The sequence below is a fragment of the Arthrobacter sp. P1_B4 genome (assembly GCF_056406555.1).
On the sequence record NZ_JBFTZW010000038.1, the window covers coordinates 13,651 to 29,637 of the forward strand.

At 67.6% G+C, this 15,987-nt stretch carries 14 protein-coding genes and 1 pseudogene; 14 read left to right on the plus strand and 1 reads right to left on the minus strand.

Translation table 11 applies throughout. From position 1 onward, the window contains the following. Positions 1-151 precede the first annotated feature (151 nt). From AC1D1W_RS12875 to AC1D1W_RS12935, 13 genes are all read left to right on the plus strand, one after another. Complete coding sequence (locus AC1D1W_RS12875) at positions 152-1,696, plus strand: sugar ABC transporter ATP-binding protein (RefSeq protein WP_476943883.1); 1,545 nt, start codon at positions 152-154, stop codon at positions 1,694-1,696. Next, positions 1,693-2,739, plus strand: a complete 1,047-nt coding sequence (locus AC1D1W_RS12880; RefSeq protein ID WP_476943884.1) for an ABC transporter permease — start codon at positions 1,693-1,695, stop codon at positions 2,737-2,739. Before AC1D1W_RS12875 ends, AC1D1W_RS12880 begins: the two co-directional genes overlap by 4 nt. After that, positions 2,732-3,814: an ABC transporter permease gene (locus AC1D1W_RS12885; protein WP_476943885.1), complete on the plus strand. Its 1,083-nt coding sequence runs from the start codon at positions 2,732-2,734 to the stop codon at positions 3,812-3,814. The genes AC1D1W_RS12880 and AC1D1W_RS12885 overlap by 8 nt, the downstream gene beginning before the upstream one ends. 74 nt (positions 3,815-3,888) lie before the next feature. Next, entirely contained in the window at positions 3,889-4,956 is a 1,068-nt protein-coding gene (rhaS, locus tag AC1D1W_RS12890; RefSeq protein WP_084476154.1) for a rhamnose ABC transporter substrate-binding protein, read from the plus strand. Positions 4,957-5,141: 185 nt separating this feature from the next. Next, a complete protein-coding gene (locus AC1D1W_RS12895) occupies positions 5,142-6,590 on the plus strand; it encodes an arabinose isomerase (RefSeq protein ID WP_476943886.1) in 1,449 nt (482 codons plus the stop codon). Beyond that, positions 6,587-6,970, plus strand: a complete 384-nt coding sequence (locus AC1D1W_RS12900) for an L-rhamnose mutarotase (protein WP_243182160.1) — start codon at positions 6,587-6,589, stop codon at positions 6,968-6,970. Before AC1D1W_RS12895 ends, AC1D1W_RS12900 begins: the two co-directional genes overlap by 4 nt. Continuing rightward, positions 6,967-8,145 carry an L-rhamnose isomerase gene (gene rhaI, locus AC1D1W_RS12905; protein ID WP_476943887.1) on the plus strand — a complete coding sequence of 393 codons (1,179 nt, stop codon included), beginning with the start codon at positions 6,967-6,969 and terminating at the stop codon, positions 8,143-8,145. The genes AC1D1W_RS12900 and rhaI overlap by 4 nt, the downstream gene beginning before the upstream one ends. 3 nt (positions 8,146-8,148) lie before the next feature. Then, complete coding sequence (locus tag AC1D1W_RS12910) at positions 8,149-10,185, plus strand: bifunctional aldolase/short-chain dehydrogenase (protein WP_476943888.1); 2,037 nt, start codon at positions 8,149-8,151, stop codon at positions 10,183-10,185. Next, the gene (locus AC1D1W_RS12915; RefSeq protein WP_476943889.1) at positions 10,182-11,762 is read left to right on the plus strand and encodes a rhamnulokinase; all 1,581 of its coding nucleotides are present in this window, start codon (positions 10,182-10,184) and stop codon (positions 11,760-11,762) included. The genes AC1D1W_RS12910 and AC1D1W_RS12915 overlap by 4 nt, the downstream gene beginning before the upstream one ends. After that, complete coding sequence (locus tag AC1D1W_RS12920) at positions 11,759-12,562, plus strand: (Fe-S)-binding protein (RefSeq protein ID WP_476943890.1); 804 nt, start codon at positions 11,759-11,761, stop codon at positions 12,560-12,562. The genes AC1D1W_RS12915 and AC1D1W_RS12920 overlap by 4 nt, the downstream gene beginning before the upstream one ends. Continuing rightward, on the plus strand, positions 12,559-14,139 hold the full coding sequence (locus tag AC1D1W_RS12925; RefSeq protein ID WP_243182165.1) for a LutB/LldF family L-lactate oxidation iron-sulfur protein: 1,581 nt from the start codon (positions 12,559-12,561) through the stop codon (positions 14,137-14,139). The genes AC1D1W_RS12920 and AC1D1W_RS12925 overlap by 4 nt, the downstream gene beginning before the upstream one ends. Next, positions 14,136-14,777 carry a LutC/YkgG family protein gene (locus tag AC1D1W_RS12930; RefSeq protein ID WP_243182166.1) on the plus strand — a complete coding sequence of 214 codons (642 nt, stop codon included), beginning with the start codon at positions 14,136-14,138 and terminating at the stop codon, positions 14,775-14,777. Before AC1D1W_RS12925 ends, AC1D1W_RS12930 begins: the two co-directional genes overlap by 4 nt. Positions 14,778-14,961: 184 nt before the next feature. Beyond that, complete coding sequence (locus AC1D1W_RS12935) at positions 14,962-15,201, plus strand: hypothetical protein (protein WP_476943891.1); 240 nt, start codon at positions 14,962-14,964, stop codon at positions 15,199-15,201. Between the two features lie 121 nt (positions 15,202-15,322). Here the strand turns inward: AC1D1W_RS12935 and AC1D1W_RS12940 are convergent, their stop codons facing one another. Further along, a complete protein-coding gene (locus AC1D1W_RS12940) occupies positions 15,323-15,691 on the minus strand; it encodes a hypothetical protein (protein WP_476943892.1) in 369 nt (122 codons plus the stop codon). A gap of 130 nt (positions 15,692-15,821) precedes the next feature. On the opposite strand from AC1D1W_RS12940, the pseudogene AC1D1W_RS12945 reads away from it, so the two are divergent. Continuing rightward, a pseudogene (locus AC1D1W_RS12945) lies at positions 15,822-15,987 on the plus strand (type 1 glutamine amidotransferase domain-containing protein); the annotation flags it as partial.

Here is a 15,987-nt window from a genome sequence, read left to right on the forward strand (position 1 = left end):
GAACCCTTTCATTGAAACGAATCAAAAGCGGCGTCTCGAATCCCTGAGGTCAGTTGACGTGTTGATTCGAAGACCTTATGATTCAAATCACAACTCGTTATGAAACGATTCATTGCAGTGTTCACTAAGCCCCAAAGGTGCGGTCAATTTTATGCAGCAGACACACAGTTCCCGGTCCGGCCCCGCTGAGGGGGAGCAGGTTCCGGTTCTCTCGCTCTCCCACGCAGCCAAGACCTTTGGCCCGGTGGTCGCCCTGGCCGACGGCACCATCCACATCGAGGCTGGCGAAATCCACGCACTCGTCGGCGAGAACGGCGCCGGCAAGTCCACGCTGGTGAAAATCCTCGCAGGCCTGCACCACCCCGATTCCGGCGACTTCCAGGTGGCAGGCCAGAGCGTCCAGTTCCGCAATGTTGCCGAGAGCAAGGACGCCGGAATCTCGGTCATCTATCAGGAACCCACGCTCTTCCCGGACCTGAGTGTCGCGGAGAACATTTTCATCGGCCGCCAGCCCAAGGGCCGCTTCGGGCTCATCAGCAAAGCGACCATGGTCAGGGAGGCGCGCAAGCTGTTCGAGCGGCTTGGCGTTCCGATCGACCCGACCCGCATCGCCGAAGGCCTGTCCATCGCGGACCAGCAAATCATTGAAATCGCCAAGGCCATTTCGCTGGACGCCAAAGTCCTGGTAATGGACGAGCCCACGGCAGCCCTCAGCGGCGTCGAGGTCGAACGGCTGTTCTCCGTGGCCCGGAGCCTCCGGGACCGCGGGACCGGCATCCTCTTCATTTCGCACCGTTTCGACGAGGTCTTTGACCTGTGCGACCGCATCACCGTGATGCGGGACGGCCGGTATATCTCCACCCACCGCACGGCCGACGTCACCGTCGAGCAGATCGTTCGCGAGATGGTGGGCCGCGACATTGGCGCCCTGTTCCCCAAGACCCCGGCCGAGATCGGCGACGTGGTCCTGAAAGTGGACGGCCTCAGCCGCGCCGGGGTGTTCCGCGATATCAGCTTCGAGGTCCGCGCCGGGGAAATTGTTGCCTTGGCCGGCCTCGTCGGCGCCGGCCGCACCGAGGTGGCCCGTGCCGTATTCGGCATCGACCCCTACGACGCCGGCGATATTACCTTCGACGGACGCAAGCTCAGGCCGCGGAATCCCCAGGTGGCCATCACCGCCGGCATGGGCTTCGTGCCGGAGGACCGCCGCAAGCAGGGCCTCGTGATGGACCTGTCCGTGGCCCGGAACGTCACGCTCACGCTGCGCAACAAGTACACGACGGCGGGCCTGATTAACGGGGGCGCCGAGCGGCGCGCGGCCCAGGAATGGAGCAAACGGCTCCAGGTCAAGACCGGCTCGCAGGAGTACGCCGTCTCCACGCTCTCCGGCGGCAACCAGCAAAAGGTGGTGCTCGCCAAGTGGCTGGCCACGGACCCGCGGCTGCTGATCATCGACGAGCCCACCCGCGGCATCGACGTCGGCACCAAGAGCGAGGTCCACCGGCTCATTTCGGACCTCGCCGGGCGCGGGATCGCGATCCTGATGATCTCCTCCGAACTGCCCGAGGTCCTCGGCATGGCGGACCGCGTCCTGGTCATGCGCGAAGGCCGGATCACCGCCGAACTCGACCGTGCCGATGCGAACCCCGAATCGGTCATGCACGCCGCCACGTCTTCCGCAGGAGGAACCCTGTGAGCTCAGCTCTGGACCACAAGAACGCAACGACGCCGGCACCCGACGCCGGCGCCCGGGGCGCCGTCGCCTCGCTGCTGCGGATGCGCGAACTCCCCGTGCTGATCGCGCTGGCACTGCTGGTACTCATCACCTACCTGATCAACCCGCTGTTCCTCACCGCGCAGGGCGTGAAGGACCTGCTGCTCAACGCCACGATCATCATGATTCTGGCGGTGGGGCAGACCCTGCTGATCATCACCAGGAACATCGACCTTTCCGTCGGCTCCATGCTGGGGCTGGTCGCCTTCGGCACCGGCTCCCTCTTCTCGGCCATGCCCGACGTGCCGATCATCGCAGTCTTTGTGATCGGCATGGCCTTCGGGGCGCTGCTGGGCGCCGTCAACGGCGCCCTGGTCACCCTGGCCAAAGTGCCCGCCCTGGTCATCACCCTCGGGACGCTCTACGTGTACCGCGGCCTGAACAACGCCTGGGCCGGCGGCAAGCAGTACTTCGCCGGCGACCGTCCGGAGGAGTTCGGCGCCCTCTCGGTGAACACCTTTCTGGGGTTCCCCGTCATCACGCTGCTGGCCATCGTCGTCGTGATCGCCGTCGCCATCTACATGTCCGGCACCCGCCCGGGCCGTGACCTGTACGCCATCGGCTCGGACCCGGACGCGGCCACCGCGTTCGGCATCAAGGTCTCCAAGCGCGTTTTCCTCGCGTTCCTGGCCAACGGCGCGCTCGCCGGCCTGGCCGGGGTGCTTTACGCCAGCCGCTTCAACTCCGTCGGCGCCACCACCGGCACCGGGATGGAACTGACCGTGGTGGCGGCCGCCGTCGTCGGTGGTGTGGCCATCTTCGGCGGCAGCGGATCGGTGACCGGGGCCGCGCTCGGCGCCGTCCTCCTGACCACCATCACCAGCTCCCTGACCGCCCTGCGGGTGGACAAATTCTGGCAGCAGGCGATCGTCGGCGTGCTGATCCTCACCGCCATCATCATCGACCGCGTGGCCAGCCTGCGCACAGCCAAGAAACTGCGGATTAGCGAGGCTCGCAATGTCTGAAACCACGTCCACCACCAGCACGGCGCCGGCTCCCGTGGCTGACAACACCAAGCCACTGGCCAGCGAACCGAAGGGCCGGACCGGTGCCGCGCGGATCCTGATGGGCCGTGACGCCTTCACCATCTACGCCCTGATTGCTTTCCTGATCTACGCCGCCATCGCCATCCCGCGCTTCGCCTCGCCGGTCACCACCGGCTTCCTGCTCCTGGACGTCATCCCGGTCCTGCTGATTGCCATGCCGATGACACTGATCATCATCACGGGCGAAATCGACTTGTCCGTGGCCAGCACCGCCGGCCTGACCAGCGCCCTGATGGGCGTCCTCTGGGCCGGCGGGACGGACATCTGGCTGGCCCTGGCAATCAGCCTGCTGGCAGGAATTGCCGCCGGCATGTTCAACGGCTTCCTGATCGCGGTCCTCGGACTGCCCTCCCTGGCGGTCACCATCGGCACCCTGGCGTTGTTCCGCGGCCTGGCCCTGGTCATCATCGGCGACAACGCCGTGGCCAACTTCCCCAAGGCGCTGACCGCCTTCTTCACCTCCAAAATCGGCGGCACCGGCATCCCCACGGTGATGATCGGCGTCGTCGTGGTGATGGTCTTCTTCGGCGTGCTGCTGCACTTCACACCGTTCGGACGCGGCCTCTATGCGATGGGCTACAGCAAGGAAGCCGCCAGCTTCGTCGGGATCAACGTCGCCCGCAGCAAGTTCTGGCTCTACGTCGGGTCCGGCGCCGTTTCGGCTCTCGCCGGCATCTACTGGACGCTGCGCTACACAAGCGCCCGCAGCGACAACGCCTCCGGCCTGGAACTGGCCGTCATCGCCGCCGTCCTGCTCGGCGGCGTGTCGATCTTCGGCGGCAAGGGCTCCATCCCCGGCGTCATCGCCGGCGTCCTGCTGATCGGCACGCTCAACTACGCCCTCCGCCTGGCCCGGGTGTCCGACGTCGTCCTCATCACGGTGACCGGACTGCTGCTGATCCTCTCAGTGGTGGCGCCGAGCATCGGCTCCGCCATCAGGCAATGGCGGCACACCCGCCGCGTCCGCCGAAGTTTCACCCGCAAGGCCACCTGAAATCTGCCCACCACAACAAACCGCGCCCGTCTGGGACCGGCTGTACCGACCGCACGAAGGAAAAGGGAAGAACAATGATGTTGAACCGCAAGAACAAGGGCCGGACCGGCCGACTGGGAAGCATGGTGGCCATCACCGCCGTGGCCGCACTGGCGCTGACAGCCTGCAACAGCGGCTCTGCATCCTCGACCGATACCAGCAGCCCCTCGGCAGGCGGCGGGGACCAGAAGATCACCTTCATCCCCAAGCAGCTGAACAACCCGTACACGGACGTTGTTCTGGGCGGCGGCAAGAAGGGCGCCACCGAGGCAGGATTCGCTTCCTCGCAGGTCGTCGGACCGCTGGAAGCCTCCGCCTCCAGCCAGGTTTCGTTCATCAACGCCGAGACTCAGGCCGGCACGAACGTCATCGCGATTGCCGCCAATGACCCCGACGCCGTCTGCACGGCCCTCGGCGAAGCCCGTTCCGCCGGCGCCAAGATCGTCGCGTTCGACTCGGATACCAATCCCGACTGCCGCGACATCTTCATCAGCCAGGTCGTCGCCAAGGACGTTGCCTTGATCCAGACCAAGCTGATTTCCGAGCAGATCGGCGGCAGCGGCGAGATCGCCATCCTGTCCGCCACCGCCAACGCCACCAACCAGAACGAGTGGATTAAGTACATGGAGGAGGAGCTCGCCTCCAACCCCGCGTACAAGGACATCAAGCTTGTGGCCAAGGTCTACGGCGATGACAACGACACCAAGTCCTTCCAGGAAGCCCAGGGCCTCATGCAGGCCCACCCGAACCTGAAGGGCATCATCTCGCCCACCACAGTGGGCATCGCCGCTACCGCCCGGTACCTCTCAACGTCCGCCTACAAGGGCAAGGTTGCCCTCACCGGGCTCGGACTGCCGAATGAAATGCGGCCCTTCGTGAAGGACGGCACCGTCAAGGAGTTCGCCCTCTGGGATCCGGCACAGCTCGGCTACGTTGCGGCGTTCGCCGGCAAGGCCCTCAAGGACGGCAAGATCACCGGCGCCGAAGGGGATACCTTCACCGCCGGCGAACTGGGCGAACGCAAGGTCGAAAAGGGCGGCCTGGTGATCGTCGGCCCGCCGACGGTCTTCAACGCCGAGAACATCGACAAGTACAACTTCTAATCCTTACCTGACCCATCCCGAGCGGCCGGGCGGGCCGCCGACAGCCCGCCCGGCACCTCACCACTTCACTCCGTTCCGCTTCACCGGTGCCACAGCACCGGGCCCACGGCGCCTGCTCCACAGCCGTGCCCGGAAACCACGTTCCGGAGCCCCAGTTCCCCTTTTTCATGCCGGAAGGCCCCCACATGAACCAGAAACAACCGGCAGACCGGCTGCTGCAACCGCATCGGCGCCGCCCCACCCGCATCGGGCTGGTCTCCGGCGGCCTCGGCGCGTACTGGCCCCAGTTCCCGGAACTGCTGCCGCAGCTGCGGGAGTCCGTCCGCTACGTCACCGGCCGCTTCCAGGAACTCGACGCCGACGTCATCGACACCGGCTTCATCTCCGACGCGCAGGAAGCCGCCGCGGCCGGCGAAAAACTCCGCGTCGCCGACTGCGACCTCATCGTCATCTTCCTCACCACGTACCTGACGTCCTCCATGGTCCTGCCCATCGCCCAGCGCGCGAAAACCCCCGTCCTGGTGATCGACCTGCAGCCAACCGAAGCGATGGACCACGCCAACTTTGACACCGGCAAGTGGCTGGCCTACTGCGGCCAGTGCCCGGTGCCGGAGGTCGCCAACGTCTTCCGCCGGGCCGGAATCGACTTCCGCTCAGTCTCGGGGCACCTCAAGCAGGAGTCCGCCTGGGAGCGGATCACCGCGTGGGTGCACGCCGCCGGCGTCCGCGCCCGGCTCCGCAATGCCCGGCACGGACTCATGGGCCACCTCTATCCGGGCATGCTCGATGTCGCCACCGACCTCACCACCGTGTCCACCACCTTCGGCTCCCACGTGGAGGTGCTGGAATTCGATGACCTCCGCGAACGGGTCAACGCCGTCACGGAGGCGGAGGTGACCGAACGGCTCGGGCTCGCCCGCGAACTTTTCGTTGTGGATGACTCCGTGAACGACGACGACTTCGCGTGGGGCGCGAAGGTGTCCGTCGGCCTGGACCGCCTTGTGGAGGACTTTGACCTGGACTCCGTGGCCTACTATCACCGCGGACTGGCCGGCGAACAGCACGAACGGCTCGGCGCCGGGATGATCCTGGGCTCCTCCATCCTGACGGCCCGGGGCATCCCGATGGCCGGCGAGTTCGAGCTGCGGACCTCCATCGCCATGCTGGCGGCCCAGGCGATCGGCGCCGGGGGATCATTTACCGAGATCCAGGCCCTGAACTTCCTCGACAACGTGGTCGAAATGGGACACGACGGTCCGGCCCACCTGGCCGTGTCCGCCCAGGACCCGCTCCTGCGCGGGCTCGGCATCTACCACGGCAAACGCGGCTGGGGCGTCTCGGTCGAATTCGATGTTCGCCACGGTCCCGTCACCACCTTCGGCCTCGGCCAGGACCCGGACGGAAGCTACGTGTTCGTCACCTCCGAGGGCGAGGTGGTTCCCGGCCCGCTCCTGCAGATCGGCAACACGACCTCCCGGGTGGACTTCGGCGGGGATCCCGGGCTCTGGGTGGACGTCTGGAGCCAGACCGGAATCGGCCACCACTGGGCCCTGTGCGTCGGCCACCGCGCCGCCGACATCAAGGCCGCCGCATCCCTGCTGGGCATCGAACACCGCCACGTGGTGCTCTCATGAGCACGCAACGCGTCTGCTTCCAGCTCCAGGTCAAGCCCGCGCTGATCGGGGAATACACCCGCCGGCACGCCGCCGTCTGGCCAGAGATGCTCCGGGCCCTCAAGGCCTCGGGCTGGAACAACTACTCACTCTTCCTCCGGCCCGATGGGCTCCTGATCGGCTACTTCGAAACGGACAGCCTGACCGAAGCCCAGGCCCGGATGGCAGCCACTGACGTCAACGCCCGCTGGCAGGCCGAGATGGCCGGCTTCTTCGACGACCTCGCCGGAGCGCCGGACCAAGGCTTCCTCCAGCTCACCGAAATCTTCAATCTCGAGGACCAGTTGTCCGCGGCCAACGCCGCCGGGGACAACCACCAACCGCAGAAGGAACAACCATGAACACCACAGAAACGGCCCTGGGCCGCCTCGGGGAACTCGCCATCGAGGTCCCGTCCTGGGCCTACGGCAACTCCGGCACCCGCTTCAAGGTGTTCGGCACTCCCGGCACCCCGCGCACGGTCCACGAGAAGCTGGCCGACGCCGCGAAGGTCCACGAACTCACCGGACTCGCGCCCACCGTGGCGCTGCACATCCCCTGGGACAAGGTGGATGATTACGCGGCCCTGAAGGAGTTCGCGGCGGAGCTCGGCGTGGGACTCGGCACCATTAACTCCAACACCTTCCAGSACGACGAGTACAAGTTTGGTTCCCTGACCTCCTCGAACCCTGCGGTCCGCCGCCGCGCGATCGACCACCACCTCGAGTGCCTGGAGATCATGAACGCCACGGGCTCGCGGGATCTGAAGATCTGGCTCGCGGACGGCACAAACTACCCGGGCCAGGACGACATGCGCGGCCGGCAGGACCGCCTGGCCGAGTCGCTGCAGGAAATCTACGCGGCCCTGGGCGACGAGCAGCGCCTGGTGCTGGAGTACAAGTTCTTCGAGCCGGCTTTCTACCACACCGACGTTCCGGACTGGGGTACCTCCTACGCCCAGACCCTGGCCCTGGGCGAGAAAGCCTTCGTCTGCCTCGACACCGGCCACCACGCCCCCGGCACCAACATCGAGTTCATCGTCATGCAGCTGCTGCGCCTGGGCAAGCTCGGCTCCTTCGACTTCAACTCCCGCTTCTACGCGGACGATGACCTGATCGTCGGTGCGGCGGATCCCTTCCAGCTCTTCCGGATCATGCACGAGGTCATCCGCGGCGGCGGATTCGGCAAGTCCGCAGGAGAGAATTCAGCCGTCGCCCTGATGCTGGACCAGTGCCACAACCTGGAGGAAAAGATCCCGGGCCAGATCCGGTCCGTACTCAATGTCCAGGAAATGACCGCCCGCGCCCTGCTGATCGACACCGACGCCCTCGCCGAGGCCCAGCGCAGCGGCGACGTCCTGGCCGCCAACGGCATCTTCAACGATGCCTTTTACACCGATGTCCGCCCCGCGCTGGCGCGGTGGCGTGAATCCCGCGGCCTGCCCGCGGACCCGATGGCCGCCTTCAAGGCCAGCGGTTACCAGAAGAAGATCAACGAGGACCGCGTCGGCGGCCACCAGGCCGGATGGGGCGCTTAAATAATGACCAATAAGACTGTTGAAGAACTGATCTCCCGTTCCAACCGCCTCGGCGCCGACAAGCGGAACACCAACTTCGCCGGCGGCAACACCTCCGCCAAGGGCACCGAAAAGGACCCCGTGACCGGCGACGACGTCGAGCTCCTGTGGGTCAAGGGTTCCGGCGGTGACCTGGGCACGCTGAAGGCCGAGGGCCTTGCCGTGCTGCGGCTGGACCGGCTGCAGGCGCTCAGGAACGTGTACCCCGGCGTCGAGCGTGAAGACGAAATGGTCGCCGCGTTCGATTACTGCCTGCACGGCAAGGGCGGTGCCGCGCCGTCGATCGATACCGCCATGCATGGCCTGGTCGATGCTGCCCACGTGGACCACCTGCACCCGGACTCCGGCATCGCCATCGCCACGGCCGCCGACGGCGAGGCCCTGACCAAGGAGATCTTCGGCGAGAAGGTGGCGTGGGTGCCGTGGCGGCGCCCCGGGTTCCAGCTGGGCCTGGACATCGCCGCGATCAAGGACGCGAACCCGCACGCGGTCGGCACCATCCTGGGCGGCCACGGCATCACCGCCTGGGGCGCCACCAGCGAGGAAGCCGAAGCCAACTCGCTATGGATCATCGAACAGGCCGAGCAGTACATCAAGGACCACGGCAAGAACGAACCGTTCGGTCCCAAGCTGGCCGGCTACGCCGCCCTCCCGGAAACCGAGCGCCGCGCGAAGGCCGCCGCCCTGGCCCCCGTGATCCGCGGACTCGCCTCCACCGACAAGCCGCAACTGGGGCACTTCAGCGACGACCCCGCCGTCCTGGCGTTCCTGGAAAGCGCCGAACACCCGCGGCTCGGGGCCCTGGGCACGTCCTGCCCGGACCACTTCCTGCGCACCAAGGTCAAGCCGCTGGTCCTGGACCTGCCCGCCGACGCCCCGGTCGAGGACTCCGTGGCCCGGCTGAAGGAACTCCACGCCGCCTACCGCGAGGACTACCAGGGGTACTACGACCGGCACGCAACCCCGGACAGCCCCGCCCTGCGCGGCGCGGACCCGGCGATTGTGCTGGTGCCCGGCGTGGGCATGTTCTCCTTCGGCGCGAACAAGCAGACCGCCCGGGTGGCGGGGGAGTTCTACCTCAACGCCATCAACGTCATGCGCGGCGCCGAAGCCGTCTCCACCTATGCCCCGATCGAGGAAGCCGAGAAGTTCCGGATCGAATACTGGGCCCTGGAAGAGGCCAAACTGGCCCGGATGCCCAAGCCGAAATCCCATGCCGGCCGGATCGCCCTGGTGACCGGGGCGGCGTCGGGCATCGGCAAGGCGATCGCCACCCGCTTCGCCGCCGACGGCGCGTGCGTGGTCATCGCGGACCTGAACCTGGACAACGCCCGGGCCGTGGCCGCGGAACTCGGCGGCGCCGACGTCGCGATCGGGGTCCAGGCCGACGTCACCGACGAAGCCCAGATCGCCGCCGCCATCCAGGAAGCCGTCCTGGCCTTCGGCGGACTGGACCTGGTGGTCAACAACGCCGGGCTCTCCATCTCCAAGCCGCTGCTGGAAACCACTGAAAAGGACTGGGACCTCCAGCACAACGTCATGGCCAAGGGCTCGTTCCTGGTGGCCAAGGCGGCCGCACAGGTGATGATCGGCCAGGAGATGGGCGGGGACATCATCTACATCTCCTCCAAGAACTCCGTGTTCGCCGGCCCGAACAACATCGCCTACTCCGCCACCAAGGCAGACCAGGCCCACCAGGTCAGGCTCCTCGCCGCGGAACTGGGCGAGTACGGGATCCGGGTCAACGGCATCAACCCCGACGGCGTGGTCCGCGGCTCCGGGATCTTCGCCGGCGGCTGGGGCGCCAAGCGCGCCGCCGTCTACGGCGTGCAGGAAGAGGAACTGGGCAAGTACTACGCCCAGCGCACCCTGCTCAAGCGCGAAGTGCTGCCCGAAAACGTGGCCAACGCCGCCGCCGTGCTCACAGGCAGCGAGCTCTCCCACACCACGGGGCTCCACATCCCCGTGGACGCCGGCGTGGCCGCGGCCTTCCTGCGATGAGCCTTCCTGCGCTGAACACTGCGCCGCCAGCGGATACCGCGCCCGGCGGCGACCCGTTCGCCGGGAATGTCGTTGCCGGCAGTGCTTTTGCCGCGATCGACATCGGTGCGTCCTCGGGCCGGGTCATCCTGGGCCGGGTCGCGGGCAGTCCCGGTGGGGCGAGGGCCGAGCTGGAGACCGTGCGCCGGTTCCCCAACGGGGTCAAGGAGCTCGACGGCGGCCTCCGCTGGGACTTCGACGCGCTGTTCGCCGAGGTCCTCGCCGGGCTCGCGGCCGCCGCCACGGCGGCCGCGGCCCGCGGCGAGAGCATCGCCAGCATCGGGATCGACACCTGGGCCGTGGACTACGGGCTGGTCAACGACGCCGGTGACCTGGTCGCGGCGCCGTTCAGCTACCGCGACGACCGGTCCCGTGCCGCCATCTCCCGGGTCCACAAAAGACTCGATCCGGCCCGGCTCTACGCCACCACCGGGCTGCAGTTCCTGCCGTTCAACACGATCTACCAGCTCGCCACGGAGCCGGCGCTGGAGGGGCTTCAGGCGCTGCTCATCCCGGACCTCATCGGGTTCCTGCTCACCGGCCAGCGCCGCACCGAGGCCACCAACGCCTCCACCACCGGGCTCTTCGACGCCGTCGCGGGGGAGTGGGCCACGGAGTTCCTCACCGCCCTGGACCTCCCCACGAACCTGTTCCCGCCGCTGATCCAGCCCGGCGAGACCGTCGGCACCCTCGCCAAGGACATCGCGGCACGCCTGGGACTTCCCGAAACCACCGCGGTGGTAGCCGTCGGCTCGCACGACACCGCCTCGGCCGTCGCCGCCGTCCCGGCGGACGCCGGAGGCGCTGGCGCCGGAGCTGCTAACGAGAATTTCGCGTACGTCTCCTCCGGCACGTGGTCACTGGTCGGCGTCGAACTGTCCCACCCGGTCCTGACCGAGGCCAGCCGGACCGCGAACTTCACCAACGAACGCGGCGTGGACGGCACCATCCGCTACCTGCGCAACGTCGGCGGCCTCTGGCTGCTCAGCGAATGCCAGCGCACCTGGGCCGCCGAAGGCTACCGGCCGGGGCTCGAGGAACTGCTCGACGCGGCCGCGACTCTTCCGCCCGGCGGCCCGGTCATCAACGCCGACGACCCCTGTTTCATCGCCCCGGACAACATGCCCGAACGGATCCGGGCCGCGGTCCGGAACACCGGCGCTGTCTTGCCGGAGCATCCCGCGCACATCGTGCGGTGCATCCTGGACAGCCTCGCCGCCGGCTACGCCCGGACCATCGCCGACGCCGAACGGCTCGCCGACGTCCAGGCCGGCGTCGTACACATTGTGGGCGGCGGATCCCAGAACCGGCTTTTGTGCCAGCTCACCGCCGACGCCACCGGCAAACGCGTGATCGCCGGACCCGTGGAAGCCACGGCCCTGGGCAACGTCCTGGTCCAGGCCCGCGCCGCAGGCGTGCTCAGCGGCGGGTTGGGGGAGTTGCGCGCGGTGGTGCGTGCCTCCCAGCACCCGGCGGAGTACGTGCCCTCAGCCCGGGCCGCACACCAGAGCGTCGTCCGCAGCGGAGGTGCCCAGTGAGGATCGCGCTTTTCGCCACATGCATCGTGGACGCCATGTACCCAGCCACGGCCCGCGCCACGGTGTCCATCCTCGAACGCCTCGGCCACGAGGTCATCTTTCCGGCCGGCCAGGCCTGCTGCGGGCAGATGCACGTCAACAGCGGCTACCTCAAGGAGGCGCTGCCCGTCGTCGCCAACCATGTGAAGGCCTTCGAAGACGATGAGTACGACGTCGCCGTCGCACCGTCCGGCTCCTGCGTCGCCTCCGTGAAGCACCAGCACCCCATGGTCGCCCGCCGCTGCGGGGACGCCGGGCTGGAAGCCCGGGCCGCCGCCGTCGGAGCCAAAACCTACGAGCTCTCCCAGCTCCTGGTGGATGTCTTGGGCGTCACCGACGCAGCGGCGCAGCTGGGCTCGTACTTCCCGCACCGGATCACCTACCACCCCAGCTGCCACGGCATGCGCCTGCTCCGGCTCGGCGACCGCCAACTGGACTTGCTGCGCTCGGTTGGCGGCATCGAACTGGCCGAACTGCCCGAGGCCGACCAGTGCTGCGGCTTCGGCGGCACCTTCTCGATGAAGAACGCGGACGTGTCCTCGGCGATGCTGGCGGACAAGACCGCCAACATCTGCGGCACGGGCGCCGACCTTTGCGCCGGCGGCGACGCGTCCTGCTTGATGCACATCGGTGGCGGACTGTCCCGGCAGGGCACCGGCGTCACCACGATGCACTTCGCCGAGATCCTGGCCAGCACCCTCGAGAATCCCGCCGCCGTCTCCGGCGACGTCCGCCTCACCACCGGAAGGACCGCACGATGAGCGGCACATTCCTGGGGATGCCGTCCCTGCCGGTCTTCGGCATCGGCAACCTGCACGAACACGAGCCCTTCCCGAAAGCCGCCCGCCGCGAGCTCGGCAACCCCCAGCTGCGGGCCAACCTCGGCCACGCCACCCGGACCATCCGGGACAAGCGGCTGGCCGTCGTGTCCGAACTCCCCGACTGGGAGGAGCTGCGCGAGGCGGGCCGGGCGATCAAGGAATCCGTCATGACCCGGCTACCGGAACTGCTCGAAGAGTTCGAGGCGAACTTCACCGCCCGTGGGGGGACCATCCACTGGGCCCGGGACGCCGGCGAAGCCAACAGCATTGTCGCCGCCCTCATCCGGGACCAGGGCGCCACCGAGGTGGTCAAGGTCAAGTCCATGGCCACGCAGGAAATCGGCCTCAACGAATACCTCGAAGAACAGGGCATCGCGGCTTACGAGACCGACCTCGCCGAGCTCATCGTCCAACTGGACCACGACAAGCCCAGCCACATCCTGGTCCCGGCCATCCACAAGAACCGCAGCCAGGTCCGGGACATCTTCCTGCGCGAAATGGAGGGGGTGGATCCGGAGCTCACCAACGAGCCGGCCCGCCTCGCCGCGGCCGCCCGGGCACACCTGCGCCGCAAGTTCCTCAGCGCCAAGGTGGCCGTGTCCGGCGCGAACTTCGCCCTCGCAGACTCCGGGACCCTCGCCGTCGTCGAATCCGAAGGCAACGGGCGCATGTGCCTGACGCTGCCGGAAACGCTCATCACCGTCATGGGCGTCGAAAAACTGCTGCCGGGCTGGGAGGACCTCGAAGTGTTCATGCAGCTGCTCCCGCGGTCATCCACCGGCGAGCGGATGAACCCCTACACCTCGCTGTGGACCGGCGTCACGCCCGACGACGGCCCGCAGAACGTCCACCTCGTCCTGCTGGACAACGGGCGCAGCGCCGCCCTGGCCGACGAGATGGGCCGCTCCGCGCTGCACTGCATCCGCTGCAGCGCCTGCATGAACGTCTGCCCCGTCTACGAACGCACCGGCGGGCACGCTTACGGATCCACCTACCCTGGACCGATCGGCGCGATCCTGTCCCCGCTGCTGACCGGGATCACGGCGGAGGAGAACAACTCGCTGCCATACGCTTCGTCCCTGTGTGGAGCCTGCTACGACGCCTGCCCGGTGAAGATCAACATCCCGGACATCCTGGTGCACCTGCGGGGCGAGGACGTGGACAGCAAACGCGGCAAGAACCGCAGGAAAAGGGCGATGCCGAGYCAGATGGACGTCGGCATGAAGGCGGCCTCCTGGGCGCTGTCCTCCGGAAAGAACCTGGGCCTCGTGGAGAAGGCGTTGCCCCTGGGCCGGCTTGCCGCTGGGCCGGACCGGAAGATCACCAAACTGCCCGGCATCGCCGCCGGCTGGACCCAGAGCCGGGACATCCCCGCACCGCCGGGGCAGTCTTTCCGTCAATGGTGGAACAAGGAACACCGGGCCGCCAGACCCGATGCAGCCCCGGCTGCCGGCACCGACGCTGCCGGCACCGACGCCCCCGGCCCAGGATCAGCCGGAACAGAGGAGAACCCGTGAACGCGCGCGCAGACATACTCGACCGGATCCGCTCCGCCCTCCGGGACGCCCCGGCGGTACCGGAGGTGCCCCGCGACTACCGGCGCTCCTCCGGGCTGGGCGGGGAGGAGCTCATCGAACTGCTGACGGACCGGCTCCTAGACTACAAGGCGAACGTCTTCATCGAGGAAGCCGCCGCGGTGCCGCAACGGCTCGCCGCCCTCCTCGAGGGCACCGGCCGCTACGCCGTGCCGCACGGCCTCGCGGAGTCCCTGTTTGCGGAGGCGGACGCTCACGACGGCGGCTCCGGCCGCCGCGTCACTGACGCCCCTGGGCAGCGGCTCAGCGTCGAGGAACTCGACGGGATCGACGCCGTCGTCACCGGCAGCGCCGTCGCCGTCGCCGAAACCGGCACCATCATCCTCGATGCCGCACCGGACCAGGGGCGCCGGGTCATCAGCCTCGTTCCGGACCGGCACATCTGCATCGTCCGGGCCGGGGAAATTACCGCCATCCTGCCGGAGGCCCTCCGCAGGCTCGACGGCACCCGCCCGCAGACCTGGATCAGCGGCCCCAGCGCCACCAGCGACATCGAACTCGAACGCGTCGAAGGCGTCCACGGCCCGCGCACCCTGGACGTGGTGATCGTTCGCGGGTAGAAGGCGGGAGACCGGGACCCGCTTCCCTGCCAGCGCGAGGGAAACGGGGCCTCCTGGTTGGCGGTGATGGTCCCGGAAAGTCGTTTGCCCCGATCACTCAGAGGAAACTCATGGTCTTCTCAGCAGGGAGTTGAACCATGGAAGCATGTACCTAGTCGACCCCAGAGCCTATGCGCATCGCCTAATGCACCCTGGCGCCTGGTTCCGCGCGACAATCCGCCGGCACGTTCCCGCAAGGGACCACGCTCGCGACCAGCAGCCCACGCACTCCAGGCTCGACTATCTGGAGGCTGGCCTCACGGGAACCCTGAGCACGGCCCAGTCACGGCGCAGGGCCAAGGAACTCGAGCAGGCCTTCCGGAACGGCGACGTTTCCTACGAGGACGCGTGCCTGGAGATGGAGCACCTCGACGGGGAGCTGTGAACGGCTGGCAGCGCCCGACGGACCCTACAACCTCTACAACGTCATCTGGCGCGCTCAGAACTGGGTCCTGCAGAACTGCGACGACTAGTCCGTTTTGGCTTCGGGGGCCGGTGCCTGCGTTTTAGGAGCAGGTGGTGAGGAAACCTGTGGCGCCGGGGCGGGCATGGAAGGTCACCGTGTGGCCGGCGTCATCGCGGAAGATGGCCTTTGGGCCGGTCACTGTGATGGCGCCGGGCTGGTAGGGGTTCATCCAGCCTTCAGGCGGGTTGCCGTGGCCGTCGTCCAGCGCCTCGTCTGCGACGAAATAGGCGCCCTGCACGAGCGCTTCATGGATGCCGCTGTGTGTGTAGAGACTGTACGGCGAGCCTGAGGCGGCCATCGTTGTTGGCTTGGCCGGGGTCCCACTTGCCGGATCCCCCTGCATCGCGCACCCGCACAGCAGCGCCAACCCTGCAGCGGCTGCGAGGCCCAAGTGGTATCGAGTTCTCATGCCCCAAGGCTCTAGGGCGTTGCCTCAATGGTCAAGAGCCAGGCAGGCCTGCCGGCAGGCAAGAGACAGCGGGGAGGGAGGGCCCGAATGGGCTGGGCGTAGGGTGGATGGTGGACGAAAGGAGCACTTCATGAAGAAAATCCTCATGGTACTGACCAGCGTTTCCGAGATCGGCGATACCGGAGAGAAGACCGGCTACAACGTGGCCGAGGCTGCACATCCCTGGAAGGTCTTCAAGGATTCCGGGCATTTCGTCGACTTCGCCTCCATCCAGGGCGGCCAGCCCCCGCGCGACG

What these genes read in the sequence shown, in the direction of transcription:
- AC1D1W_RS12915 (WP_476943889.1), top strand. Translation starts at nt 10,182, where the DNA reads ATGAGCCTTCCTGCGCTGAACACTGCGCCGCCAGCGGATACCGCGCCC.
- AC1D1W_RS12935 (WP_476943891.1), top strand. Translation starts at nt 14,962, where the DNA reads ATGCACCCTGGCGCCTGGTTCCGCGCGACAATCCGCCGGCACGTTCCC.
- AC1D1W_RS12900 (WP_243182160.1), top strand. Translation starts at nt 6,587, where the DNA reads ATGAGCACGCAACGCGTCTGCTTCCAGCTCCAGGTCAAGCCCGCGCTG.
- AC1D1W_RS12885 (WP_476943885.1), top strand. Translation starts at nt 2,732, where the DNA reads ATGTCTGAAACCACGTCCACCACCAGCACGGCGCCGGCTCCCGTGGCT.
- AC1D1W_RS12940 (WP_476943892.1), bottom strand. Translation starts at nt 15,691, where the DNA reads ATGAGAACTCGATACCACTTGGGCCTCGCAGCCGCTGCAGGGTTGGCG.
- AC1D1W_RS12910 (WP_476943888.1), top strand. Translation starts at nt 8,149, where the DNA reads ATGACCAATAAGACTGTTGAAGAACTGATCTCCCGTTCCAACCGCCTC.
- rhaS (WP_084476154.1), top strand. Translation starts at nt 3,889, where the DNA reads ATGATGTTGAACCGCAAGAACAAGGGCCGGACCGGCCGACTGGGAAGC.
- AC1D1W_RS12895 (WP_476943886.1), top strand. Translation starts at nt 5,142, where the DNA reads ATGAACCAGAAACAACCGGCAGACCGGCTGCTGCAACCGCATCGGCGC.
- AC1D1W_RS12875 (WP_476943883.1), top strand. Translation starts at nt 152, where the DNA reads ATGCAGCAGACACACAGTTCCCGGTCCGGCCCCGCTGAGGGGGAGCAG.